The sequence below is a fragment of the Exiguobacterium sp. genome (assembly GCF_020832205.1).
Taxonomy (GTDB): domain Bacteria; phylum Bacillota; class Bacilli; order Exiguobacteriales; family Exiguobacteriaceae; genus Exiguobacterium.
On the sequence record NZ_JAFIFD010000046.1, the window covers coordinates 44,601 to 69,311 of the forward strand.

Sequence of the window (24,711 nt, forward strand, 5' to 3'; positions counted from 1 at the left end):
TTTCCCCTCTTCATATCGTTCAGTATAATAAGACAAACTTCTAAATCAGGAGGAATGACCATGTCCCACGTCACGTTAGAAACGCTTCACAACGGCCACTGGCCCGCACTTGAGGCGTTCACGTTACCGCTCGATCAAGAAAAATATACGACCCTTCCTCGCGACATTGACTCCCCGCTCCCTGAAGGCGTGCATCCGATCGTCATCGTCGCCGACAGTCCCGTCGGTTTCTTTTTGCTGCACGACACCGAACAGGTTCGAACTTATACGGAGTCCGAACATGCGCTCTTGCTCTCGATCTTTTCCATCAATCACCCGTCCCAAGGAAGCGGCTATGCGAAAGCAGCGCTCCGACAACTGCCTGCCTACGTTCGTCAAAAATTTCCGAAAGCGCCGGAAGTCGTCTTATCTGTGAATTTGAAAAATGACGCCGCCTTCGCGCTCTATGAGAAAGTCGGTTTCTCAGACACCGGACGACGTATCACAGGACCGGTCGGAGAACAACGAATCATGTCGCTCACGCTCTGAACGGGATTCACTTCCGGAAACACCAGACTAAAAGCCCGCCAATCCCGAGAACGAGTAGGACGTTCAACAGCTGCCAAATGAAATCAATCATGTCGCTCATCCGCAAACGCTTTGATCCCTGTCATCACGTCGTTCCAATATGATGTCGGGTGCGGGACGAGAGAGGCGCACGTGACGTTATGCGGCTCCCCGGTCAACGCTGACGTCGCTTCTATCGTCTCAATGTCCCCTGTGACCAAAGCCGTAAACCGTTCACGGTCGACCGTGACGAGATCGGCGACCTCGGCCGCATCGAGCGTGAACGGTTCACCCGCATACGAATAGACATACGTATGGGCGAACTCGCGGTCGAGAAACGTCTCTGTCTCGATGACGTCTTCGAACACTCCTAAGGCGGTCAATTCGTCGAGCGTCACCTCAAGCCCGATCTCTTCCTGAACTTCCCGTACCCCGTCCCTGACCGTCTCCCCGGCCGCCAAATGACCGGCCGCTGTGATGTCGAACAGTCCCGGAAAATCTTGCTTCGTGTCACTGCGACGTTGCAAAAAGAGGCGTCCCCCTTCCACGAGCCAACAATGGAACGTCTCGTGCCAGTCTCCATCGCGATGGACGTCAGCCCGTGGTTTCAGTCCGATTTTCTTTCGCCGTTCGTCGACGACAGTAATGAATTCAATCATGTCCTTCCTCCTATCCCACACCTAGAACAAATCAGGGTCTTCTGAAAGCGTCCGAACTTTGCGGATCTTCCGCACCCGGCCCGTCCAACCGAGCGTCGTGAAGAAAAAGCCGCCCCCGATGACGAGCGACAGGCCGACCAAGCCTGCGACCACACCGTCAAATCCGTAACGTTCTCCGCTCATGACGAGCAGCCAAGGCGAGAGAAAGAATGTGGTCGCCAACAAGAATAAACCACCCCACATCCGTCGTCGTGGAAATCCAATCGTCCACCATCCGAACGCAACCAATGCCACACCGATCAATCCGACCATCCCGATTAGAATCATCGTCAGCGCCTCCGCTCTCCAAGTTGTCTTCATTACATTCCGCGGACCAATGACAAATTCCTGTCAAAACGGTTCGATAGATTACCTGATTGAGGGTAAATAAGTAGTAGACACCAGTGGACCGGGCTTTCGTAGAGGAGGCGCCTCATGAGAACTCGAATCATCTTTGCCCTCACGTTTATCGGACTTTGTTTGGCGGCCGTGTATTGGATCAGCACGTGGAACGACCATCAGATTGAAGGGACGATCGAACAAATCAACATTCCCCAACTGATGATCACAACGGAAGACACAGGGAGTGAGATGAAGTTGCGGACAGTGCTCATCAATGCAGAGACGAAAGTGACGGGAGATGTGCGTGACGTCCAACAACTTCGCACCGGTCAACGTGTGACCGTCGAACTCGTCCCGGACGGTAATTTGAACGTCGCGGTCTCCATTCATGTGCAATCCGATTGAATCGCACGTTTTTTCATAAAACGAGCATAGTTTTCACGGAACGGTGGAATATGAGAACAGGAAGCTGAAAGGAGCGAATGGTATGATTTCAAATACATTGTTGTCGGGGAAGGTCGCGTTCGTCACTGGCGCGGCATCAGGAATCGGACGGGCGGCGGTCATCCGGTTCGTCCAGGCGGGCGCAAAAGTCGCCATCGTCGACTTGAAACTAGAAGATGCCGAACAACTGGCGAGTTTGATCGGTGAGGAACGCGCCGTCGGGATCAGTGCCGATGTCGCCAATGAAGAAGAGATGAAACGAGCGTACGAACAGACAGTCGAACGGTTCGGCCGCGTCGACATCGTCTTCGCGAACGCCGGAAGGAACGGGACGATCACACCGATCGAGCATCTATCGCTCGAAGACTGGAACGGCGTCGTCGAAACGAATTTGACAGGGACGTTCGTCACCGTGAAACAAGCCATTCCGTACTTAAAAGAACAAGGCGGAAGCATCATCATCACATCGTCGATCAACGGAAATCGTTATTTTAAAAACTTTGGGTTCAGCGGCTATGCGACGACGAAAGCCGGACAGACCGGATTCGCGAAAATGGCCGCCGCCGAGCTCGCCCAGTTCGGTATTCGTGTCAATTCGATTTGTCCCGGCGCGATCGATACGAACATCGACGACTCGACGAACCGTGACGACGCCTTGCTAGAAGAGATCGTCATCCCGATCGAGTATCCGGAAGGCAACCAACCGCTCGCCGGAAAATCTGGATCGGCCAAGCAAGTCGCAGACGTCGTCTTGTTCTTCGCCAGCAACATGTCGAGCCACGTCACCGGTTCCGAAGTGTACGTGGACGGTGCCGAATCTTTACTTTAACGCCAACAGGTCGCCCCGCGGGGCGACCTGTTTACTTGAGGATCGGACTTTTCATCACAGCTTTCTGATAAAACGGCTGGAACCCTAACCGTTCCATGTTCCGTCCTGAAGCGGTATCCACTTTCGTCGTGACCGTCACGTACTCGCATCCGGACGCTTTCGCATGGGCGATGCGCTCGAGAATAAGTTGGGTTTGATAGCCTCTCCCTCGATAAGCCGGGATCGTGCTCGTCAAAAACAACTCCCCCATTCCGTCTTGAATGGCGAGAATACCGCCAGCGACCGCCTTCTCGCCGTCACGGACGAGAAACGCCTTATTTTCCGGGAGCGCATAAAAGCCTTTCGCCGTATCGACCGTCTCTTGAACAACCGAGCCCGCCTCCGCGAAGCCTGCCGCGATGGCCCGGGCCCACTCGTTCACGTTATCCGCGTCGACCCGTTCGACTTGATTCGGGTCCGGCAGCGTCGTCTCAAACTGCGTCACATCGAGCAACCAGACGTCAAGGAAGTGATCGAGCGTATAGTTCCGTTCCTGAAGGAGCCGGATGAGCGACATATCGGCGAGCGGACAGACCTCGATATGGAGACGGGAAACGTTTTTCCCACGGACCCACTTCTCCATTTGGTGCAAATCATAAAAACTCGTCGGGCGATTCAATCCGAAGCCGACCGCGAAGCTCATATTGCCCATTCGGAAGACGTGTCCTTTGTTCTCGACAATCAACTCCGAACCTTCATAGGGAGGGGTCTGTTTACGATGCCGAATATAAGCAGACGTCCCTTCCGCTTTGATGCGTTCGATTCGTCTGGCTAATTCTAAGCGTTTCATCTTGTTCCCTCCCTCTAATCTTCCCTGAGTTTACCACACTTCAATTGCGAACATGTTGTGATTCCGTTACAAGGCCAGTTACAGACGGACTTCGTCCACGACGAACGACGACGACCCTTCGATTTCTTCGATGAAGTGCGATCCGAACAACATCGCCGGTGTGAAACTGCCTGGAATAACCGGCTTCGAGTCGATGAGCCGCTTTACGACCTCGAGCGCACCGTAAACGGTGAAGGCATACGTGCTCGCCGTCTTGATCCGGACGATGACTTTACGTCCCTCGCCATTTGTCGCCTCGCCCCACACGTACGTTGACGAGCGTTCCCGTTCCGATTCGTCCGGTCCGCTGACGTTTTCATCCACGTAACGCAACAGTTTGCCTTGCACTGCGTCGCTGCCAAGAATCGGGCTAAACCATGACAATAACCGTGCCCCGTATGCATACACCGGCGGCACCGGGACCCACGTCGTGATGTTCGGAACACCTGTCGTATAGTACGCGGTCGAGACGTCGCCCCACGGAATGGCGATTGCTGTTTTCTTCCCGCGCCCAAAGTCGATTTGTCGTCGCTTCGCCCCGAGCGGGAACGGCGACAGTTTCCCGTCTTTTCGCTCGGCACTGCTCGAGCCGAGCCCACGAATCGCCGTTTTCATTGTCCCGCGCGAAATACCCGCCGCAGCCGAGAACCCGAGAGCGAGATTCGTCGCATCCGGCATCAACTCTTTTAACTTACGGGCGACGCAATCGGTCGGGATGACATCGAACCCGACACCGGAGCACAACAACACACCGGCTTCTTGCGCGAGCTTGACTCGTTTTTTCGAGTGAATGTACTCGAACACCTCGATTTCCCCGGTAATATCGAGGTAATGCGTCTTCGAGGCGACACACGCCTCGACCATCGGCTGACTCGTGTCAGCGAAAGGTCCGGCACAATGTAACACGAGGTCGATATCGACGAGTTCTTGTTTCGCTTGATCGAATGACAAACTGAACACACGCGTCTCACACCCGAGCTCTTTGCCGAGCCGTTCGATCGCCTCCGCACTCCGTCCCGCGAGTACCGGTGCCATACCTTCTTCCACTGCTTGGCGGGCGATCAGTTCACCCGTATAGCCGTTCGCACCATAAATCATCCATTTCATCACGATTCCTCCTTCAACTCTATGAACATGTCCTTTTCTTCTTCCCTATCCGTCCGACTTTCATCCGTACAGATGATGTACGATATTTTGAATCTGACGTTCGATAGTGGCACACCAACACAATCCCGAATCCGATATGTAAGCTGCGATGATCTTCCGATCCCTTTTGCCCACTCTTCCAACTCTTTTCAACTTTACACGACCCATCAAAAAAGCGCACAAAAAAGCCAGCCTATTGAAAGGCTGGCCGACTGCTCAGTTGTTTGCTGCTTCTGTTGTTTCTGCCGCTTTTGTGCGGACCGTCTGCATCGCTTCCGTCCATGGGACGAGTTGGTCGAGCATATCGTTCACCGATTGGACTTGAACGTCTTTCGGTGCGAAGTGTGTACCGTTCTCGAAGTCTGTGAAGAGCGAGAGTGCCGGGTGGACACGAACGTGAGCGATCAACAGCTCACTCAAGACACCGCGCAAGTGTTCTGTCGCCCGGGCACCGCCGACAGAACCGTACGAAACGATGCCTGCCGCTTTGTTATGCCATTCGTTGCGTAAGTAGTCGAGGGCGTTTTTGAGCGCACCTGTGATCGAGTGGTTGTATTCTTGAACGATGAAGACGAAACCGTCCATCTCAGCGATTTTCTCTGACCAGGCGCCAGCACCTGTCGCATCGCCGCCTGGTTCACCGAGGAGTGGCAAGCTGTAGTCGGCGATGTCGATGATTTCATAGTTGGCGTCACCGCGTTTGTCGGCGAGTTCTTTCACCCATTCTCCGACTTGCGGGCTGACGCGTCCTTCACGAGTAGATCCGAGTACGATTCCAATTTTCAACATAGTAGTTCCTCCTTGTAAGTTGGTTGCTTCTTCTTGTTTACCGAACAGACGATTGAAAAAACTCATGATTTCATTCCCTCATATTCTTTCTCGAACGTTTTAGTGCTTCTGACCGTATCGATCGGCCGGACCATTGCTTCGATTTGTTCCCGCTTCGCTTCTAAGAACGGCGGGAGCGACAGCTTCTCACCGACTGTCTCGTACGGCTCATCACCCATGAATCCCGGTCCGTCTGTTGCCCATTCGAACAAGATTTGCGGTGCGACCCGTGCATACGACGATTCAAAGAAGAAGCGATCGACGTAACCAGACGTCGGTAACCCGAACTGTTGAAGTCGTGCCGTCCACTCATCGAGAACGCTGCGGTCGTCGACGCGGAAAGCGACGTGGTGTACCGTACCGAACCCTTGACGTGCTTGTGGTGACGTCTCGTCATGAATGACGATGACTTGCGCTCCGTTTCCACCCTCACCTCCTTCAAAGAGATGCGCGTCGCCTTCTTGCCCGATTTCTTTGAACAACATGACTTGCTCCATCACTTGTTTGAAATACGTGAAGTCCGCGACGCGGATGAAGATCGGACCGAGGCCAGTGATGGCGTATTCGAGCGGAATCGGCCCGTTTTGCCACGGCTCACCGGAAGCAATCCCGACGTTGAACTCGTCCGAGATGAGTTGATACGCCTGCTCATCGAAGTCGATGAACGAGAGCGTCTTCTTCCCGAACTGCTCGGTGATGCCCTCATGTTTCACACCGAGACGGTCGAAACGGCGCACCCAGTATGTGAGCGCCTCGTCGGTCGGGACGCGGAATGACGTCTTGGCGATCTCGTTCGTCCCGTGCACGCCTTTCGGGATACCCGGGAAGTCGAAAAACGTCATGTCTGTCCCAGCGCTGCCTTTGTCATCAGCGAAGAATAAGTGGTACGTCTGAATGTCATCTTGGTTGACCGTCTTTTTGACGAGTCGCATACCGAGTACGTTCGTGAAGAAGTCGTAGTTCTTCTCGGCACTGCTCGTGATGGCCGTTACGTGGTGAATCCCTTTTACATGGTTCATAGAAATCGCTCCTTTAAAATCTTGATTTCGAGATAATTAATTAAAAAAATTTGACGCTTCGGCGCGCTTGCCGACCGTCTTCAATTGTGTGATTGTGTCATCTAGGTCGAGCCCATCGAACAGCTCATCGATTCGTCTCGCGTGGGCTGGGAAAATTTGATTCATCAAGTCGGTTCCCGTTTCGGTCAGTGCCGCATACGTGACACGCCGATCGCTCGGACACGCTTTTCGCTGCAAGTATCCTTTCGCCTCAAGCCGGTCGACGATATACGTCATGCTACCGCTCGAGAGCAACACGTTCTTGCCGATCATTTGAATCGGTTGGTCGCCTTTATGGTAGAGCAGTTCGAGCACCGAAAACTCGGTCGGGTTCAAACCGTACGCAGCGACTTCTTGCTTCACCATGTCTTGGATGGACTGTGAGGCCCGAAACAATACGGTGATCGCTTTTAACGCTTGCCGTTCTTCCATGTGTTCCCCTCCTTTGCTGAGAGAAAACAATACTTTAAATTTAATTATCTTTAATTTGAGATAAATATAACACGTCATTTTCCAGCGGTCAATCAATTTGATTTAAAAAACAAGACGAGCGAACTCGTCTTGTCATGTGCGGCGAATGACTGCCCTCTCACGGCCGAAGCGATGGCCCTCGTCCACAAAACCTAGGCTTGCGTATAACCGATGCGCGCCCGTATTGTCAGGGTGATAGCCGACGACGATCGGTTCAGGCCCGAACCGTCCCATTTCCTCAAGCATGAGCTCGGTCGCTTTCCGGCCAATCCCTTTTCCTTGATGCGCGTGGTCGACCATGATGCGATACACCCAGCGCGCGTCCAACTCTTCGGGAACGGTGTTATACATGAGAAAGCCGACCATCGTCTCGTCCTCGTAGATGGCACGGGCCTCGAGCGTCGGTTCATACATCGCTTGCAGTAGAGAGATGGCGTTCGGTTCCATGTACGTCTGTTGCGTTTCGCTCAACGTGAGCTGACAACACACATACCAGTTTTGTTCCGTGATCGGTTGAAGTGTGACCATTCGTGTCTCCTTACTCATATGTCTCGTCCAAGTTGCGCGCATAGAAAGCGATGGCGCGGCGATAACGCGTGATGCTGTCATCAGGCTTCGGATTCGCGAGCAGTTCGAGCAATGCGCCGGTCGCTTCCGCATGGCGGCCGAGATTGTAATGGGTCATCGCCCGGAACACTTTAAGCGCACCGATGTCCGGAAACTGTTCGATGGCTCGGGTGAACAGCTCTTCGGCGTCCTCATAGCGGCCGAGCGCCCGATACGTGCTGCCGAGACCGATGTATGTCTCACGGAGCTCATCTCCGGTGAGGCCGAGACGAATCGCCCGTTCATAGTGCGGGACGGCTTGACCTTCTTCGCCGAGCGCGTCGTAACACGCGGCACAGTGGGCATGCAGGCGAGGGTTCTTTTCATCTTGCCGGAGCAACATGATAAACAACTGTTTCGCCCGCTCGAGCTCACCGTTCTCACGCAGGCGAATCGCTTCGTCGAGTCCTTTCTCTTCCGCCCGAATCGGCACTTGGAGATCACTCAAATCGTCGAGCCATACTTGGAGCCGTTCATAGTAGCGACCGACGTGCACACCGTCGACGAGCGCGTGATGCGCTTGAACCGAGAGCGGCATCGTCAGTCGGTCACCGGATGGCATAAATTTGCCCCAGGCGATTCGCGGTACGCTGTCGTGTCGTTGGTCATGCGTCGGGTGGCTGATGCTTGTGAACGAGACCCACGGCACACTTGTGATGTAAAGAAGGTCGTCAGACTCCTCATCACCGACATAGACGTGTTGCTTTGCCTCTTCCATCCGCGCGGTCACGTCCTCCACGAATTGAGAAAACGTCTCTTTATAAGACACTGTGCAGAAATTGAAAACATCCTCATCCATCATGACGGTGAACGACGGATGGACGACGTCATGCTCGACGACTTCGTCGCCGCGCATCCGATACCGAAGCTCTGGAATCTCATTCGCCGTTTTGACCGCACCATACAAGAACAGCTTGAAAAACGACTGGCCGCTCGTTTTCGCGAGCGTATGTAGCTTCGTCACGTCGACGTTCGCCGTCACGTTGAAGTGCGGTGCGTCAAACGATTTGAAGAACTCATAATGTTTCTTTCGTGGCCACGTCTCCATTTGAATGCGTTTCATGCTTTTTCCCCCTGCGTTTTCTTTCACTGTATCAAAGGAGGCCGCGCGTTCAAAGTTTTTGCTTCAACACGTCGTAATGCCCTCTCGCCAAATCAAAGTAGACGAAGTCCTTTCGATCAATCCGTTGAAGCGTCTCTTCAAAATCTCGCCATCCTCTCTCGACGAGTTCAGGTGTCAGTTCACCTGACTGTGCCGCCGCTTCAAATTCATCCTCGTCTTTACGAACAACGTCCCCGTTCGGGAAGACCAAAATGTCGAGCAACAGATCGTCCATATAGGGGATCCCGTCCTCATACCCGATCGCTTCGACGATGTCGATGTACCATTGGACAATCTTTCCGTTGTCATCGAACATGACCGTCACTCCGAACGGTTCATCGTCCGGAAAATATTGGAGCCAGGCATAGCCCCCATCGGCGACGATGAATTCTTCACCTTTATGCTGTTTATATTGCGGGTCCCGGACAGCGTCAATTTGAAACAAAGCGACCGTGCCAGAGAAACGGTCATCGTGGACGGCCATTTGGGCGTAACGATTCTCGCGGATTCGTTCCCAGTCTCGGCGGTTGGCAAATTTTCGTTTTGGCATCGTTCTCTCTCCTTTTGTCATCGTGTCTTATCTAAGTGTTCGCCAAAATCCGACATTTCCCTGTTCCGTCGTACAGATTATATACGCAAAAGCAACAGTAGTACCGCTCCTTTCACCTCGATGAGAAAGTGTTCAGGTTCTCATTCGTCACCTCCCGTGCTACGCTCAATGATAATAGGTAAAAAATGTAACTTTATAAGGGGGAACGAACCGATGAAACGGTTGAGTATGCTCGGATTGAGCGTCTTGTTGCTGACAGGATGTACCGAGCCGATTGAAAAGCCGGTCATCCCGGCCGATACGAACGAACCCGCTCCTGAAAAAATGACCGACTGGACGCGTGAGGACTTTAAAGACGTCTTTGACCAATATGAGACAGCTCAAGATTTGCTCGTGGCACTCGAGGCGGACGGGCTGACACCGTTTCGTGAGACGTTTGAACGAGTTGTCATCACCGGTGACGGCATTCGTCATACATACGCCGACGTTTACCCGTTTCAGCTCGATGACGGGACGTACGCTACCGTCTACGAAGGCGAGAACGGAGACATCGCCAACGGCCCCGAGTCCGTCGCGCCACTCTTTTGGCAAGAAGCGTCGTTCCTTCAATTCGTCGAAGAAATCGAGAAACGGAAATATGGGACGAGTGCTCCCCCGACCGATGTCGTCTTGACGCAAGACGAGTTTCAATCGATTTATGACCGTCACGCCTATACGTCCGCGCTCATCGTCGAGCTCGACGAATGGGGTGTATCGGTCGCCCGTGACCCGATTGAAGACGTCATCATCGCCGGTGACGGGGTTAAGGAAGTCAAGGCCGACTTAATCGTCTTTGAAGTCGAGGGCGGCTATGCCGTCGTCTACGACCGAGACGGAGAGATTTTCAAAGGTCCGGAGTCGATCGCTCAGCTGTTTTGGAATGAACGCGACTACAAAAACTTGATCGACAAGAACGAGTGATCACGCCCCACGACGCTTCAAGTCCCGATATTCCAACCATAAGTTGAGCCATTGGGCCGGCTTGTCGCTCGATTCGGACGGATCACCCCGATAGCGGTTCACATATACATGCCACGACAGGGCCCGGTAGACGCAACCGAGCTCTTCAGCGATTAACAAGTGACGCCACAACACGTCCGATGGCGCAATCCCTTCCCATTCCGTCAAGTAGACGGTACGCATTTTCTGAATTTGTTCATACCAGGCGACTTCATCGTCTTCCGGCAACAAGTCGTACAGCGCGTTCCAAAACACACGGACGCTGAAGAACGGATGGGTGACCGTCGCGTCGCCCCAATCAAGAATGCATAAGTCATCCGCCTGCTCGCGCCAAAAGATGTTACCGCCATGCAAATCGCCGTGCTCAAGACTCATCGGCACCCCAGTCGCGAGCTCGTCGCACATGGTGAGGAGCTCGTCTCGGAGCGCCAGCACCGCATCTGCCTTCTCTTGATTTAACCCTGTGCATAGCTCAGGCAAATACATCCGAATCTCTTCTTTCAGACGAGCCGGACGCCGGTCTGGGATACCATAACTTAACAGCTCATCGACGTGCGCTGTCTCCTGCCGCTGCAGCTTGGCGTATTGCCGCAAAGAAGTTTCATATCGGCTCAACGTCGCATGTTCACGTAATGCCTCACCCTCGATGTCTCGCAGAAGCAGCCATCCTTGCACAACATCGATTGCGACGACTTCTGGGACGAGACCTGGGTGGCGCCTAGCTAGACGTAACGTCAGTTCCGCCTCGCCTTCACTGATCGGCGTCACCGCTTTGGCGTAAAAACGTTTCCCATCACTCTCGGTCCAGACCACATATGTCAAATCCGTATCTTTCGCGATTGACCACTTGGCCCCATGTACGTACGTCTCGAGCCACGTATGGAATCGGTGAAGCATCTCCGGGTTTCGCCACGGAGCCCCATGTTTCATCATCGCATCTTCCCCCTTTCCTTGCCTCTTTTTGAGAGGGAATCAAATGTGGACGTTATCTCTTATCCTTACCCGATTGCTGCGGAACGTTTCATGTTTTATGCATCACGGTCTCGCTTTCTCTAGCTTCATCTCGAGAAAAATCGTCGCAATAAAATCATCGTGTGCTATACTCGAAGCAATAAACGACCACTAGGGGAGCCTTCGGGCTGAGACGGCAGACGCCGGACCCTTTGAACCTGATCTGGCTCATACCAGCGTAGGGAAGTGGTGTGGGATTCGTCTGTTCCACGCCACTTTTCCTTTTTGGAGAAGTGGCGTTTTCATTTTGAAAGGAGACAAATCCATGCGTATTCAACAACTCACTTGGATGGCGATGCTCGTCGCCATCGCCGTCATCGGCTCGCTGTTCATCTCGATTCCGACTGGGGTCGCCCGGGCTTTCCCGATTCAACATATGGTGAACGTCATCGCGGCCGTCACCGTCGGTCCGCTCGGTGCCGTACTCGTCGCTTTCGTGACAGGGCTCGTCCGTGTCGTGACCGGCACCGGGTCACTGCTCGCGTTCCCGGGCGGCATGATCGGAGCACTTCTCGCCGGCGTCTTTTACGTTCGGACGAATCGCGTCGCCTTCGCCGCAATCGGTGAAGTGATCGGCACAGGCGTCATCGCCTCGCTCATCGCCGTGCCTTACGCGAAAATCTTAATGGGGTCCGAGTTCGGGGCGCTCTTCTTTTTCCCGGCTTTCCTCGCTTCGAGCGTGACCGGCGCCTTGCTCGGTTGGATCGTGCTCGCTCGCGTCAAACAACTGCGTCCCGTCCTCAAACAATAATTGAGTCGTTTGCCCTCTCCCTTTTACATGTACAGATGGTAAAATAAGGTTATCTTATTCAAAAGGAGTGACCGTTTTGACTCGACTGCAATTATCGGTGATCGGCGCTGCCGCCACCTTCATCACCGCTCTTTTGTTCACGTTAGAGCGCATCGCGGCGTACACACGTTGGCACGCGTTGGTCGCGACAGGTGTCTGGCCCGAGGAACCGGCCCTCATGGACATCCTGGCGCAAAATTGGTTCATCCCGCTCTTCGGCTTCACCGCACTCATCTGCTTCTTCATGGCTGGTAATTCGGTCAAAGCGACTACCATGAAAACAGGGACGACCGACTTATGACGGTTGTCCCTGTTTGACGTGATACACCCAAATCTCTTCCCCGTTCCATTCATCGATACGACCGCTATCGACAAATCCACCTCGTTGATAAAATCGCTTCGCTGGTTCATTTGTCGAGTGTAAACTTAGAACGATGTCATCCACATCGAACCGTTCCTGAATCCAGACGAGTGCCAACTGTAAGAATCGTGATCCGAGCCCCTGTCCTTGCTCACGCCCATCCATCATAAAGCGGTCGAGCCAGACATAGCGGTCGACTTTGTTCTCCGCACCAATCATCATGAAGCCGACCGGTCGCTCGTCGAGGCAAAGCGCATAGCACGACCAGGCGTACTTGATGTCGACTTCCATCTCGCGGAGCGATTCCGCATTCGTTTCGATAAAACGGGACTGTTCCGGAGCCACGGTCAAGCTGAGTACAGCTTCCCGATTTGTGTCATCAACCGGTTGAATCGTCAACATATTGATATCCATCCTTTCACCTCCCCGATGTCCTATACGCTCCTTCTCTAGAAAAGTTCCGTTTCCAGCCAGGATTCGATAAGATGAAAGAAAGGAGTGACACGATGAAACAAATCCACCATCTCTGTATCCAAACGCCCGACTATGAGGCGTCGAAACGATTTTATGAAGCGCTCGGCTTCGAGCTCGTCCAAGAGTCGCCTGACTTTCACACACGGGCGTTCAATAGCTGGCTCAAGCTCGGTGACTTTTACATCGAGCTCCAGACGGCAAAGCAGGACGAGACGTTGACCCCCTATTCGAAACACGTGGCCGGTCCCGTCCATTTCGCTCTGTACGTAGACGACCTCGAAGCGGAAGTGAGACGACTCGAGGCGCTCGATGTGCCGTTCTTACCGAAACACGGTGGCAATATCTATTTCGTTGTCGACGGCTATTTAAGCAAACTGAAAGCCCCGGAAGGCACGATCATCGAACTTCGGGACTCGTTTTTAATCAAGTGAGGCCATACGCCTCGCTTTTTTTGTACACCGTGATGTTTTCGGCCACATGAAAACAGGAACATTCAAACAACTTGGTTTTCTTGGAGGCACCTCATGAAATATCTCGATTATTGGACTTATTTGTTTCTCTCGCTCCTCAAGCTCTATTTGTTCAGCGTACTGACGACGAGTGCGTTCACATTCCACTTCTTCCTCGTCAACGTCGGTATGATTCTCATGATGACGAGCTGGGCGTTACTCGTTCGACCGAACGTTCGAAGATGGATTCTCTTCACCTCGCTCTTTTTACATAGTACTCTGCTTATCTCGGACGCTTGGTATTATCGCTATTTCGGAAACGTTTTGTCGGTCGCTCTCTTGTCGGATGCCGGACAGATGGGCGACGTCGGCGGCGGGTTCTTGACATTGATTCAGGCGACCGATTTCCTCTTTTTCGCCGATTTACTCGTTTTTGGAGCAATTATGATGTATCAAAATCGGCACCCGCTTCGGGAGACGAGAGGGCGACGCACGGCCGGCCTTGGTTTTTTAGCCGGACTCATGCTGTATAGCGTCCCGCTCATTGTCAATTATCCAACGGACGACCGTGCCGCCATCTCGAACATGCGTGAGTACTACAAGTTCGGGTTTTGGGGCTATCACGGTCTAGATGTTGCGCGCGGCATACGTGACGTGGCTGGACTCGGAAAGTCGTTGACTGACGTCGACCAGTCCAACGTCTTCGCCTTATCCCAGACGGCCGTGAGCGTCTCGTCCGATACGAACGTCATCGTCGTCCAGCTCGAGTCGTTCCAGACGTCCGTGATTGGCCAAGTCATCAACGGTCAAGACGTGACACCGAACTTGAACGCACTCCGCGACGAGATGCTTTATTTCCCGAACATCTATCACCAAACACATGAAGGGCGGACGTCGGATGCAGAGTTCACCGTCAACACGTCGCTCTACCCGGTCAAATCGGGGTCCGTCTATACCCAGTACGCCGACCACACGTTCGACGCCTTGCCCGAACGGTTGAAAGCGGCCGGTTATGATACGGCGGCGATGCATGCATTTGATCAAACGTTTTGGAATCGAGATAACTTCTACGACAACATCGGCTTCAATCACTTCTTCTCCGCAGAGGATTACCCGGACGGTGAAGTGATCGGCATGGCGCTCAACGACCAAGACTTTTTGACGGAGTCCGTCCGTTTCATGGAGACGCTCGAACCGCCCTTTTATTCGTTCGTCGTCGCCTTGACGAGCCATACGCCTTACGACATACCGGACCGTGAGAAACGGCTCGACTTGTCCGGCTATGACGACCCGCTCCTCCAAAACTATTACCACACCGTCCATTATGTCGATACGGCCGTCGGGCTGATGATCGACGCGTTGAAGGCGAACGGCATGTGGGACGACACGCTCGTCGTGTTTTACGGCGACCATGACAACGGATTGACCGCACCCGGCGACGAGATGGCTGAGAAAGAAGGCGCGACGTCCGTCACCGACGCCTTTTCCCTCGACCGCGGAGTGCCGCTCTATATCAAACCGGCCGGGCTAACGCACGGCGAGGTGATTCAAGCGAGCGGCGGTCAACTCGACTTCGCCCCGACCATCCTCGAGCTGCTCGGGATGGCGCCTGGCTATATGCTCGGAAGTTCACTCTTCGACGATGAGCCCAACTTGACCGTGTTCCGAAACGGCTCATTCCGTTACGGCGACGTCTACTTCGATCCGGATTTGACGAAACCGTTCGGGGCCGGCACGTGTTATGCAATCGATTCAGGAGACTCGCTCCCGCTTGACGCCTGCGCGCCTTATATCGATGAAGCGGCCGACCAGTTACGGCTATCCGACACCATCGTCGAAAAAAATGCCCTATCAGAATTTAAACAACTCGATGCACAAGCCGCCCCGAACTAATCGGGACGGCTTGTTTTTAGTAGACGTTTCGTAGCGTCGCCATATCAATCTTCTTCATCGGCAAGAACGCTTGTGTCACGCGGGCCAACTGCTCTGGCGTGCCGGTCATCATCATCTCTTCCATCTCCCACGGCACGATTTGCCACGAGACGCCGTATCGGTCCTTGAGCCAGCCACACTGCTCCGCTTCCGGCACGGCCGATAACTTCTTCCAATAGTCGTCAATCTCATCTTGCGTCTCACAGAAGCCGATGAGCGACTGCATCTCGTTGAACGCGAATTGATGATTTTCCGCGCTGTCCATGGCGACGAACTCGCGACCGGACAAGACGAAGCGGGCATAATTGAGCTTCCCTTCCACTTCTGGGCCATCCGCCGCTTCGTAACGAATCAGATGGTCTTCGAGCACGTATGAATCCGGGAAGATGGATACCCAGTCATTCATCGCCGCCTCGGCCTGACCGAACACGTCACCGACGAACAGGAAACAGGGGGTCACGGTCTGGATGTCCATCCCGCCGCTATGCATGATTTGCCACGACACACCGTGCTTGTCTTTGAGCCAACCGTAACGCTCGCTGAAGTCGTACGTGTCGAGCGGCATGAGCACGTCCGCCCCTTCTGCGAGCTTATGCCAAAGCGTCTCGACCTCTTCTGCCGTCGGGAGCGTCACCATGTAGGAAATCGATGGGTTACGGTCCTTCATCTTACCGGAGCCGAGCAGTTGAAAGAATTGACCGGAAAGCGACAACGTGACGATCGTCGTCTCACCAGACGGCGTATCGGTCAGTGTCGTCGTATAGTCGATAAATGAGTCGGGAAAGACCGACACATACCACTCCGCGATTGCTTCGACGTCCTGTTCGAACCAAATGCACGGGATGATCGGTTGCGTGATCATAGCGTTTTCTCCTTTCAGACTTCTCGCAGACGGTACACGTCACGGCCGGCAAGCAGCGTCTGAGCAGCTTGCCGATACGCTTGATAATGCGGTGAGTTGATGTGGTGATCGAGCGCCGCCTCATCGCGATACTTCTCATAGAATACGAACGTTCCCGGCGCGTCAATCGACTCGTGCAACACGTAAGCGAGACATCCATCCTCTTGTCGTGACGGCGGGATGACCTTGTCGAGTGCTTGACGCAAGTCGTCTTCTTTACCAGGATGGGCCGTTAAGACGGCCGTGATTGTAATTTCCATACACGATTCCTCCTTAAATGTCTGTTCGTTCATCTGTTCCCTAAACGAAAACGATCTATCCCAAAAAAGCGGACGCCTCTTCACGAGACGTCCGCCGTCACTTACTTGTTCTTTTTCGGTTTGAACGGCCACCATACCCCGTCACCGAACGAGACGGTGATCGCCGGGATGAGTAGCGGGAGCACGATCAATCCGTACAGCAACAGTCCGGTGATGACGATCGTCGCGATTTGGACGAGACTGAGCACGCCTGACGGGATCATCGCCCCAAACGTACCGGCGAGGATGACGGCCGCCGTCATGATGACCGTCCCCATCTTCGTCATCGAGTGGACGAGGGCGTCGCGCACCGTCATGCCGTTAATCGACTCTTCCCGGAACCGGTCCAATAAGAAAATCGAGTAATCGATGCCGAGCGCGGTCAACATGACGAATCCGAAGAACGGTACGGCCCAACTGATGCCGTCGTAGCCGAGTCCTTCGACGAAGATAAGCTCCGTGATGGCCGCTGACGTGTAATACGTGAGTAAAAGCGACGCGATCATATAGAGCGGCATGATCATGGAGCGGAACAGAGCCGTCATGACGACGAACAACGTCACGAGCATGATGGCGACCGTCCGATTGAAGTCGTTCGTTGAAGTCGTATTCAAGTCACTGTTGATGCTCGAGATGCCGGCATAGCCGATCGCGGCCGCCTCAAACGGTGTATCCGTAACGATGCGGTCCATCGTCTCTTTCACCGTCTCGACCGCTTCAATCGCTTCCGGCGAATACGGATCCATCTCGAGGATGACTTCAAGCTGAGTCGCCGTTCCCGCGTCGAACACGTAACGCTCGACGGCTGGAGCGAACTCGTCTGACGTGAGCGTCCCATCCGGTAAATAGACGCCTGTGTCGCGCAAGCCGTCCGCTTCACTGAGCGCAGAGAGGAACGCCACCGCGTCGCCAAGACCGGTTTCGATTTGGGCGAGTCCGGCGTTCGCTTCGCCGACTCCTGTCGCGAGTTGACCGAGGCCCGTCCCAAGCTCCCCGACTTGCGCACCTTGTGCCGTCAACGCCGTGGCCGCTTCATTGATGCCCGCCTCGATTTGGCTGAGACCACCGGACACTTGTTGAAGTTGCACCACTGTCGCCGGGACGTTTTGCGTCGCTGAAAGACCTTGTCCGATCAAGCTAAGCTGTGCGTTCAGTTGACCAAGACCAGTCGCCGCTTCCGCGAGCGGTGCCCCGGCGTTCGCCGTGCCCGCCGGCAATTGACCGACGACCGCTTGCAGACCGGCTTCCACTTGAGTGAGTCCATCTTGCACGTCACCGAGACCCATCTCCGCCTCGGCGAGTCCCGAACTGACTTGTTCAAGCTGTGTATCGACATAAAAGTCTTCGATGACGTCACCGGTCGGACGCGTGATCGAACGGACCCCGCTCACGCCATCGACTTTTTCCAGCTCACTCGCGAACTTCTCGATGTACGCGATGTCCGACTCGGTCAGTTCCGCATCGCGTTTTAAGATGACTTGGACCGGAAGTGACTCGCCTTTCCCGAATCCTTCTGAGATCAAATTGAGACCGCGGACCGAATCATAATCGTCGCCGATCTCATCGACCGTGTTGAACGACCGGGCATCATCATACGTGAACAACACCGGGACGGTGATGAGCGCGACGACGAGAATTGACACGAACGGCCGATTGACCGACAACCGGCTGAACATGGCCCACAACTTGCTGTCATGGTGTTCACCCGCTCGCTTCGACGGCCAGAACAAGCGATGTTTGAGCGTCGCCATGAAGAACGGGACGACCGTGAACAAGATTAAAAGCAAGACGGCAATCCCGACCGCGACGGCAACGGCCGATTTGAAGATTGGAAAATCGGCAAAACCGATCGAGGCGAAGCCGACAAACACGGCAAGTCCGCTAATGAGGACCGTCCGTCCAGCCGTTTTATACGTGTTGACGATAGCATCTTCAATCGCATGCCCGGCGCTGAGTTCTTCTTTGTAGCGGCTGAGGAGTAAGATGCAATAATCCGTCCCGATCCCAAACAAGATAGCCACGAGGAAGATTTGCGTGTAGTTCGAGACGGGGAAGCCGAACCAATCGACGAAAAACGCGACGAACGATTGGCTAAGCAGATAAGTGAACCCGACCGCAATGAGCGGGATGAACGGCGTCACAATGGAACGGAAGACGAGGAGCAGCAAGCTGAAAATCAAGACGACTGTAATGATCTCGGTCTTCTTCAGTCCTTCTTGCGCACTCAAGTTCACATCGTTGTTGATGATTTCTTCTCCCGTGATATATACCGTCACGTCCTGCGGCAATACGTTTTCCCGCACGTCGTCCGCGAAGGCGTTAATGTCTTCCATCGACCCTTCGACCGTGATCGGAACGAGGACGATCCGTTCGTCATCCGAGACGAGCTGTGCTTCCGTCTCCGCACTCGCGAACGGGTCGAGCACGTCTTTGACGACCGTATCGTTTTGTTCCATCTCGGCGATTACCCGGGCAATATCGGCCAGCTCGGCTTCACCAATTGATTCAAACTCATAGACGAGCGAGATTGTCTTATCGCTCTTGCCCGCTGCGTTCAAAATGTCTTGCGCGCGTTGCGAGTCCATGTCTTCCGATAATTGGAAACTTCCCGCTTGTTCTGCCTGTTCAGTCAAATTTGGTGCCGCCACAAACAAGGCGGCGGTCAAAACGATGAGGCCGATCAAGATGCCCCAGCGCCATTGAATAATTTTGTGCACGTGTTATTCCTCCCCAATTCGAAGCAGCTGTTTGATTTTCCGGAACGTCCGGACGAACTGTTCGATTTCTGTCTCGTCGATTTTCCCATCGAGCAGCGACTCGACATAGTGATAGACGGCCGTGTCTGCTTCTTCGACGACGCGCTGGCCTGCTTCTGTCAGCTCGATCAACCGTTCGCGCTGGTCTTGCCCGCGCCGGCTGACGACGAGGCCCTTCTCGACGAGTTTCTTTAAGCGGTTCGACACCGCGCTTTTATGGACGCCCTGTTTTTGGGCCAACTGACCGGCCTGAATCGGTCCGAATTGTTCGAGTAGCTTTAAAAGTTGGAGCTGCTCACGTGAATAATCGCGCCACACGTCACCTTCCATCGCCTCGATAACATGCTCTGCCCCTTGGAACATGACTTCTTCGAACAGCTGGACGGCTTCCCGCATCAAATCTTTCATTTTTCGTTTACCCCCTAAACTAGATAAAAATAGTTTATGCCCTAAACTAGATGAGGTCAAATAAAACGACCGACGAAGCAGGCTCTTCATCGGTCGTTTTGATACGAGAATGTATAGAATGTCAGTACTTGTCCTTCCCATTCCATTTGCCGCACCTCGTCCTCGCGAGTAAATCCGGCACGCAGCAAAACGTGTTGGGACGCGACATTGTCTGACGTCGTCTCGGCGATCAATCGATTGAGTTTAAGAAACTCAAACGTAAGCAATTGTTGCAGGGCGGCCGTGGCATACCCGCGCCCTCCATAATCGGCTCCGATTCGATAACCGACTTCCCCGGTCTCGTCATCGATATGATGAACGTTGAGACGGCCGACAATCGTGTCATCATGCCAAATCAAATAGTAGTAGCCAGCTCCGTTCGCTTGTTCGGTCAAGAGGCGTTGCAACGCCTGACGGAACGATTCCGGTTCATAATATGCGTCTCCTCGGCTCGGGACGTAACGCTCGAAATAAGCGCGGTTCGCACATTCGAACGCATAGAGCGCCGCTTCGTCCTCACGGCGCAACACCTTCACGCTCAACCGATCCATGTGATCAGCGCCTCGTCATGTCGTGCCGCCTGTTTAAAGGCACGTTTTAGCTCGTCGAACTGTTCGAGCAAATACAGTTTTTCTTCTGGTCCCCAATCCCGTTCAAACGGATACAGCTCCTGCTCGTTCATCGCGGTCGCGTCATAGCGCGCTTCAAGAGCGCTCAGTTCGATAAAGTGGAGCCGCTCCGCCAAATCAGACACTTCAGCAGCCGTCAAATACGCCATCCCCGTCTCCTCGTCAATCACGTCCCCTCCGAACACGGCTTTTCCGAGCGAGTGGCGGTCAATCTCGTTCAAGTCTGTCTCCCCGGTCAGCAAAAAGTAGAGGCCATGCCACGCCTTGTCGATATCCGTCTGTCGCTCCTCATCGTCCAATAGTTCCTCGACTTGATCCGGATTGTGAAGCACTCCCGCCAACTCGTCCTCCGATACCCGTATGTACGCGCCAACCATCCCCATCCATGATTCCCCTCTCCAATTCGTATGTCTGACTATTCGGCGCGTCTACGAAAAAAACCTTCCGAAGAAGGTTTTACGATCGCATCGCTTCGGCGACGCGGAGACCAGAGACGTACGCGCTTTCGAACCGGGTCCGGCCTGAGGCATCTCCTCGTTCAAGGAAGACGTCCCCCGCCAAGTAAATCGGGTGACCGTCCAGATGATAGAACGGCTCGTTCCAGACGTCGGTCGCCTGGGCATAACGCCACCGCTTCAACTGCTTCGACTGAATCGACGCTGTCCCGGTCACCGTCGCCAGCAGCCGCTCAATCTCTTGAAGCGTCTCTTCGTCCGGGCGTCCATACCACGCCTCACTCCATGCTTCATCCATATAGACGCTGACAAGCTCTGTCGCGGTGATGCCTTTTTGACGGTTGTTGATGACTTTCAATAAACCCGGCGCCAACTCTGTGTCGAGAATCCCGTCTGAACCAATCGCTGCCTCACTCGTGAACTCGAACAACCCGACGAACGTCGGAGCGTACGTCAGCTCACGTAACGCCGCCTCGACCGAAAAGTCAGCGAGCAGCTCAAGCGTCTGTGGGAGCGGGGACGTGATGAGGAGACGATCATACTGACGCGTCGTCACGTCTGTCTTGATGACGACCTTCCCATTTCCCACCGCCACCGCCTCGGCCCGCTCGTGCAAATGGACGGTCAAGCCGTCGCCCAATCGTTTGGCGAGCGCGTTCATTCCATCGACCGCAATATAACGCGGATACGGATCGGCATACCAGATGCGGACCCATCCCCGTTCGACCCAGTCGTTGACCTCTCGGTTGAGCGCTTCCCCTCGTACGGTGAAATAGACGGCGCCGTGATCGGCTTTCCCGTCACCGATTCGTCGTGTCGCCAGCCGTCCCCCGACGCTTTGGCTCTTCTCAATCAGTTCGACCGTATGTCCGTGGCGCACGAGTTCACGCGCCGCGATTATCCCACTCAGCCCGGCACCGATGATTCCGATGTTCATGTTCATTCCCCCTTCTGTCAGGAAGATTGTATCACGCTCACATCTATCCCGTCGGAGCCGGGTGTGTTTTCGCTCCCTCGCAGGCGAGTTGTTTGAGTCAATCGTCCAAAGCAGCGCGTTCACTCTGCTTCCGTTTCTTCCCTGTACTCTAAAATGTCGCCCGGTTGACAGTCGAGCGCCTGACAGATCGCTTCGAGCGTCGAGAAGCGAATCGCTTTCGCTTTCCCGGTCTTTAAAATCGATAAGTTCGCCATCGTCACGCCCACTTTCTCCGATAGTTCGGTCAAACTCATCTTTCGCTTCGCCAACATCACATCCACATTCACGATAATCGCCATCGTCTCACCTCACACCGTCAAATCGTTTTCTTGTTTCATCACGATGGCTCGCTTCAACAGTTTTTGTAACAACTCGGCAAACATAGCGACGACGAACGAGGCAAACACAAAAGCGAGGCCGATCAGGATGAACCCCGGCGCGTCGTCCCGCTCGGCGAACCAGTAGAAGAACGGTAACGTTACCACGTAGACGATGGTGATCGTGACGGCACTATACTTGATGTGACGGAGCGCGCGGACCGTCTCGAGTGAAAACGCCTCGTTTCGATCAATGTATCCGAGCAGCTTGAACGTCTGATATAAGGCATAGAAGAACGGGATGGCCGCTGCATACATGCCAAACACGATTGGCTGGATCGAAGCTTGAATCCAGCCCCCACTCGCATTCGCTTCCCGCCATATGTGCGGCAACGCGAATAAGCAACCCGCCATGACTGGAAGTGCTAGGACGATGACAGCCAATTTCAAAAACCATGTCTCTCGCTTCATCTTGTCGACACCTCACTTCATTTTCTGTCTTCATCATACGAATTGTTTTATTGATAATCAATAAAATTTTATTGTATGTCATAAAAAAAAGACCTTCATATAGAAGGTCATTCTTTCGGCTGTAATTCACTTTCCGTCACCCATTTGTGATTCGTCACTTCTGAACCGTCTTGCAACATGAAGTTGACCATATAGACGGTCGTCTCTTCGCTCGACTCGATTGTCGCCGTCGCGCCATCCATCCCGTCCATGTGGTCGGCCTGAAGCGTCACCTCGGTCCCATCCGCGAGCGGTGCCGGTTCGGATGTGTCGATTTCTTCATGGATCACCCATTTATGATCCTCGACCGGTTCCCCGCCGTCCGTCGGCGTATACGTCACTGCGTAAGCCGTCGTCTCATAGGCGCCGACAATTTTCGCTTCTGCGCCTTCCATCTCGAGCATATGGTCCGCCGTCAACACGGCCGTCGAATCAATCGGATACGTCGGATCTGTCGCTTCCTCTAACCCGGCCGGCACTTCACCCGATCCTGAGTGGTCCATCGCGCCATGTTCGTCTTCTTGCTCGGCGATTTGTTCTTCCGTCACGTCAATCGCCTGGTCTTCTTCTGTCGTATCATTCGTATCCCCGCATGCTGCGAGTGATGTCGCCAACAACATGGCACCCAGTGTCGTCGCCCATTTCTTTTGTTTCATCGAATCGCTCCCCTCATTTGTACCTTCTCTTGTGTACTGTACCCTGATCACGCGCGAACAAGACATGTGGAATTCGTCTGAGAACCGAAAAGACCGTCTCCGAGCAAATCGAGGACGGCCTTCTGATCAATGGTGCTTAATCTTTCTTAAAAATAGAACACCGAGTCACAAGAAAAAAGCCAAGATCCTGAAAAGATCTTGGCTTCGCATTTATTCTACCGTAACCGACTTCGCCAAGTTACGTGGCTTGTCGACATCGCAATCACGCGCAAGTGCCGCGTAATACGAGATGAGTTGAAGTGGCAATACCGTCACGAGCGGTGTGAGGAGTGGTTCAACACGTGGCAAGACGAATGAATCGCTCTCGTGTTCCATACCTTCCATCGAAATCGTGCAGGCAACAGCCCCACGAGCGACAACTTCCTTGACGTTTCCACGGATGTTGAGGTGCGTGTTCGGTTGCGAGACGAGCGTGATGACCGGTGTCCCGTCTTCAATCAAGGCGATCGGTCCGTGCTTGAGCTCCCCGCCTGGGTAGCCTTCCGCTTGGATATACGAGATCTCTTTGAGCTTGAGCGCTCCTTCGAGACCGACGTATGAATCCATGCCGCGACCGAGGAAGAAGGCGTTGCGTGACTCTTTCAAGAACTTGTCAGCCAACTGCTCAAAGATTTCTTTTTGAGCCATGACTGAGTCCATGATCGTCGCGATACGCGCGAGTTCTGTCATGAGATCAAACGGCACTTTCTTCCCGTTCGCACGAGCGATGTCGTACGCAAGGATGGCGAGCACGGCGATTTGAGCCGTGTACGCTTTCGTCGACGCGACCGCGATCTCCGGGCCAGCGTGGAGAAGCATCGTCTCGTTCGCCTCACGCGAGAGTGTCGAACCGGCAACGTTCGTAAGTGTGAGCGCCTTGTAACCGCGCTTCTTCACTTCGACGAGGACGGCGCGGCTGTCCGCTGTCTCACCAGATTGTGAGATGAAGAGGAACAACGGTTTCTCCGTGAGAAGTGGCATGTTGTAGCCGAACTCTGACGCGACGTGTACTTCAGTCGGTACACCCGCGACGCGCTCGATCAACTGTTTGCCGACGAGACCAGCGTGGTAACTCGTACCGCAAGCGACGATATAGATGCGGTCCGCTTCCGAGACGAGCGAGCGCACGCCTTCTGTGAGCTCGATATCGCCCGCGTCGTTTTGGTAGTGCTGGATGATGTTACGGATGACGGCCGGTTGCTCGTCCATCTCCTTCAACATG

The 24,711-nt window shown here is 54.0% G+C and carries 31 protein-coding genes and 1 riboswitch; of the genes, 8 read left to right on the plus strand and 23 right to left on the minus strand.

Annotated elements, in window-relative coordinates; genetic code table 11:
• Positions 1-60: 60 nt before the first annotated feature.
• Positions 61-528 (plus strand): GNAT family N-acetyltransferase, encoded by a 468-nt coding sequence (locus tag JJU47_RS12390; RefSeq protein ID WP_228619930.1) that lies wholly within the window; start codon positions 61-63, stop codon positions 526-528.
• A gap of 83 nt (positions 529-611) precedes the next feature.
• Here JJU47_RS12390 and JJU47_RS12395 read toward each other — a convergent pair whose 3' ends face one another.
• Both JJU47_RS12395 and JJU47_RS12400 read right to left on the minus strand, forming a co-directional pair.
• Positions 612-1,205: an NUDIX hydrolase gene (locus JJU47_RS12395; RefSeq protein WP_228619933.1), complete on the minus strand. Its 594-nt coding sequence runs from the start codon at positions 1,203-1,205 to the stop codon at positions 612-614.
• 21 nt (positions 1,206-1,226) lie between these two features.
• Entirely contained in the window at positions 1,227-1,532 is a 306-nt protein-coding gene (locus JJU47_RS12400; RefSeq protein WP_228619935.1) for a hypothetical protein, read from the minus strand.
• A 147-nt stretch (positions 1,533-1,679) separates the two neighbouring features.
• Between JJU47_RS12400 and JJU47_RS12405 the strand changes: the two genes are divergently transcribed.
• Together JJU47_RS12405 and JJU47_RS12410 are read left to right on the plus strand one after the other, a co-directional pair.
• Positions 1,680-1,991, plus strand: coding sequence for a hypothetical protein (locus JJU47_RS12405; protein WP_047375173.1), 312 nt, complete (start codon positions 1,680-1,682; stop codon positions 1,989-1,991).
• Positions 1,992-2,073: 82 nt separating this feature from the next.
• Complete coding sequence (locus tag JJU47_RS12410) at positions 2,074-2,859, plus strand: SDR family oxidoreductase (protein WP_228619938.1); 786 nt, start codon at positions 2,074-2,076, stop codon at positions 2,857-2,859.
• 31 nt (positions 2,860-2,890) lie between these two features.
• Here JJU47_RS12410 and JJU47_RS12415 read toward each other — a convergent pair whose 3' ends face one another.
• From JJU47_RS12415 to JJU47_RS12450, 8 genes are all read right to left on the minus strand, one after another.
• Entirely contained in the window at positions 2,891-3,688 is a 798-nt protein-coding gene (locus JJU47_RS12415) for a GNAT family N-acetyltransferase (RefSeq protein ID WP_228619941.1), read from the minus strand.
• 78 nt (positions 3,689-3,766) lie between these two features.
• A complete protein-coding gene (locus tag JJU47_RS12420; protein ID WP_228619943.1) occupies positions 3,767-4,834 on the minus strand; it encodes a saccharopine dehydrogenase family protein in 1,068 nt (355 codons plus the stop codon).
• A gap of 255 nt (positions 4,835-5,089) precedes the next feature.
• The gene (locus JJU47_RS12425) at positions 5,090-5,728 is read right to left on the minus strand and encodes an NADPH-dependent FMN reductase (protein ID WP_228619946.1); all 639 of its coding nucleotides are present in this window, start codon (positions 5,726-5,728) and stop codon (positions 5,090-5,092) included.
• Positions 5,725-6,720, minus strand: a complete 996-nt coding sequence (locus JJU47_RS12430; RefSeq protein ID WP_228619948.1) for a ring-cleaving dioxygenase — start codon at positions 6,718-6,720, stop codon at positions 5,725-5,727. Before JJU47_RS12430 ends, JJU47_RS12425 begins: the two co-directional genes overlap by 4 nt.
• A 36-nt stretch (positions 6,721-6,756) precedes the next feature.
• On the minus strand, positions 6,757-7,191 hold the full coding sequence (locus JJU47_RS12435) for a MarR family winged helix-turn-helix transcriptional regulator (RefSeq protein ID WP_228619950.1): 435 nt from the start codon (positions 7,189-7,191) through the stop codon (positions 6,757-6,759).
• Between the two features lie 132 nt (positions 7,192-7,323).
• A complete protein-coding gene (locus tag JJU47_RS12440; RefSeq protein ID WP_228619953.1) occupies positions 7,324-7,758 on the minus strand; it encodes a GNAT family N-acetyltransferase in 435 nt (144 codons plus the stop codon).
• Positions 7,759-7,768: 10 nt separating this feature from the next.
• On the minus strand, positions 7,769-8,899 hold the full coding sequence (locus tag JJU47_RS12445) for a tetratricopeptide repeat protein (RefSeq protein WP_228619956.1): 1,131 nt from the start codon (positions 8,897-8,899) through the stop codon (positions 7,769-7,771).
• Between the two features lie 49 nt (positions 8,900-8,948).
• Positions 8,949-9,488 carry a ribonuclease FAU-1 family protein gene (locus JJU47_RS12450; RefSeq protein WP_228619958.1) on the minus strand — a complete coding sequence of 180 codons (540 nt, stop codon included), beginning with the start codon at positions 9,486-9,488 and terminating at the stop codon, positions 8,949-8,951.
• A 213-nt stretch (positions 9,489-9,701) separates the two neighbouring features.
• On the opposite strand from JJU47_RS12450, the gene JJU47_RS12455 reads away from it, so the two are divergent.
• The gene (locus JJU47_RS12455; RefSeq protein ID WP_228619960.1) at positions 9,702-10,448 is read left to right on the plus strand and encodes a hypothetical protein; all 747 of its coding nucleotides are present in this window, start codon (positions 9,702-9,704) and stop codon (positions 10,446-10,448) included.
• Here the strand turns inward: JJU47_RS12455 and JJU47_RS12460 are convergent, their stop codons facing one another.
• Positions 10,449-11,420: an aminoglycoside phosphotransferase family protein gene (locus JJU47_RS12460; protein ID WP_228619963.1), complete on the minus strand. Its 972-nt coding sequence runs from the start codon at positions 11,418-11,420 to the stop codon at positions 10,449-10,451.
• Positions 11,421-11,601: 181 nt separating this feature from the next.
• Positions 11,602-11,700: riboswitch (TPP riboswitch) on the plus strand.
• Between the two features lie 63 nt (positions 11,701-11,763).
• Here JJU47_RS12460 and thiW point away from each other — a divergent pair.
• A complete protein-coding gene (gene thiW, locus JJU47_RS12465) occupies positions 11,764-12,249 on the plus strand; it encodes an energy coupling factor transporter S component ThiW (RefSeq protein ID WP_228619965.1) in 486 nt (161 codons plus the stop codon).
• 76 nt (positions 12,250-12,325) lie between these two features.
• Positions 12,326-12,589: a hypothetical protein gene (locus JJU47_RS12470; protein ID WP_228619968.1), complete on the plus strand. Its 264-nt coding sequence runs from the start codon at positions 12,326-12,328 to the stop codon at positions 12,587-12,589.
• Here the strand turns inward: JJU47_RS12470 and JJU47_RS12475 are convergent.
• Complete coding sequence (locus tag JJU47_RS12475; protein ID WP_228619971.1) at positions 12,584-13,063, minus strand: GNAT family N-acetyltransferase; 480 nt, start codon at positions 13,061-13,063, stop codon at positions 12,584-12,586. The genes JJU47_RS12470 and JJU47_RS12475 overlap by 6 nt on opposite strands.
• Positions 13,064-13,155: 92 nt before the next feature.
• Between JJU47_RS12475 and JJU47_RS12480 the strand changes: the two genes are divergently transcribed.
• Entirely contained in the window at positions 13,156-13,554 is a 399-nt protein-coding gene (locus tag JJU47_RS12480; RefSeq protein WP_228619974.1) for a VOC family protein, read from the plus strand.
• 93 nt (positions 13,555-13,647) lie between these two features.
• On the plus strand, positions 13,648-15,465 hold the full coding sequence (locus JJU47_RS12485) for an LTA synthase family protein (protein ID WP_228619976.1): 1,818 nt from the start codon (positions 13,648-13,650) through the stop codon (positions 15,463-15,465).
• Between the two features lie 16 nt (positions 15,466-15,481).
• Here the strand turns inward: JJU47_RS12485 and JJU47_RS12490 are convergent, their stop codons facing one another.
• From JJU47_RS12490 to JJU47_RS12540, 11 genes are all read right to left on the minus strand, one after another.
• Entirely contained in the window at positions 15,482-16,366 is an 885-nt protein-coding gene (locus JJU47_RS12490) for a VOC family protein (protein ID WP_228619979.1), read from the minus strand.
• Positions 16,367-16,380: 14 nt separating this feature from the next.
• Positions 16,381-16,665, minus strand: a complete 285-nt coding sequence (locus JJU47_RS12495) for a putative quinol monooxygenase (RefSeq protein ID WP_228619982.1) — start codon at positions 16,663-16,665, stop codon at positions 16,381-16,383.
• Positions 16,666-16,766: 101 nt separating this feature from the next.
• On the minus strand, positions 16,767-19,421 hold the full coding sequence (locus JJU47_RS12500; RefSeq protein ID WP_228619985.1) for an MMPL family transporter: 2,655 nt from the start codon (positions 19,419-19,421) through the stop codon (positions 16,767-16,769).
• 3 nt (positions 19,422-19,424) lie between these two features.
• Complete coding sequence (locus JJU47_RS12505; RefSeq protein ID WP_228619987.1) at positions 19,425-19,868, minus strand: MarR family winged helix-turn-helix transcriptional regulator; 444 nt, start codon at positions 19,866-19,868, stop codon at positions 19,425-19,427.
• 86 nt (positions 19,869-19,954) lie between these two features.
• Positions 19,955-20,458, minus strand: a complete 504-nt coding sequence (locus tag JJU47_RS12510) for a GNAT family N-acetyltransferase (RefSeq protein WP_228619990.1) — start codon at positions 20,456-20,458, stop codon at positions 19,955-19,957.
• Positions 20,446-20,919: a YfbM family protein gene (locus JJU47_RS12515; RefSeq protein WP_228619992.1), complete on the minus strand. Its 474-nt coding sequence runs from the start codon at positions 20,917-20,919 to the stop codon at positions 20,446-20,448. The genes JJU47_RS12510 and JJU47_RS12515 overlap by 13 nt, the downstream gene beginning before the upstream one ends.
• 73 nt (positions 20,920-20,992) lie before the next feature.
• A complete protein-coding gene (locus JJU47_RS12520; protein ID WP_228619995.1) occupies positions 20,993-21,928 on the minus strand; it encodes an NAD(P)/FAD-dependent oxidoreductase in 936 nt (311 codons plus the stop codon).
• Between the two features lie 119 nt (positions 21,929-22,047).
• Positions 22,048-22,266, minus strand: coding sequence for a helix-turn-helix domain-containing protein (locus tag JJU47_RS12525; protein WP_228619997.1), 219 nt, complete (start codon positions 22,264-22,266; stop codon positions 22,048-22,050).
• Between the two features lie 9 nt (positions 22,267-22,275).
• Positions 22,276-22,755, minus strand: coding sequence for a DUF2975 domain-containing protein (locus JJU47_RS12530; RefSeq protein WP_228620000.1), 480 nt, complete (start codon positions 22,753-22,755; stop codon positions 22,276-22,278).
• A 107-nt stretch (positions 22,756-22,862) separates the two neighbouring features.
• On the minus strand, positions 22,863-23,450 hold the full coding sequence (locus tag JJU47_RS12535) for a YdhK family protein (RefSeq protein ID WP_228620002.1): 588 nt from the start codon (positions 23,448-23,450) through the stop codon (positions 22,863-22,865).
• Positions 23,451-23,660: 210 nt separating this feature from the next.
• A partial coding sequence (locus tag JJU47_RS12540) for an isomerizing glutamine--fructose-6-phosphate transaminase (protein WP_228620005.1) occupies positions 23,661-24,711 on the minus strand: 1,051 nt, incomplete at its 5' end.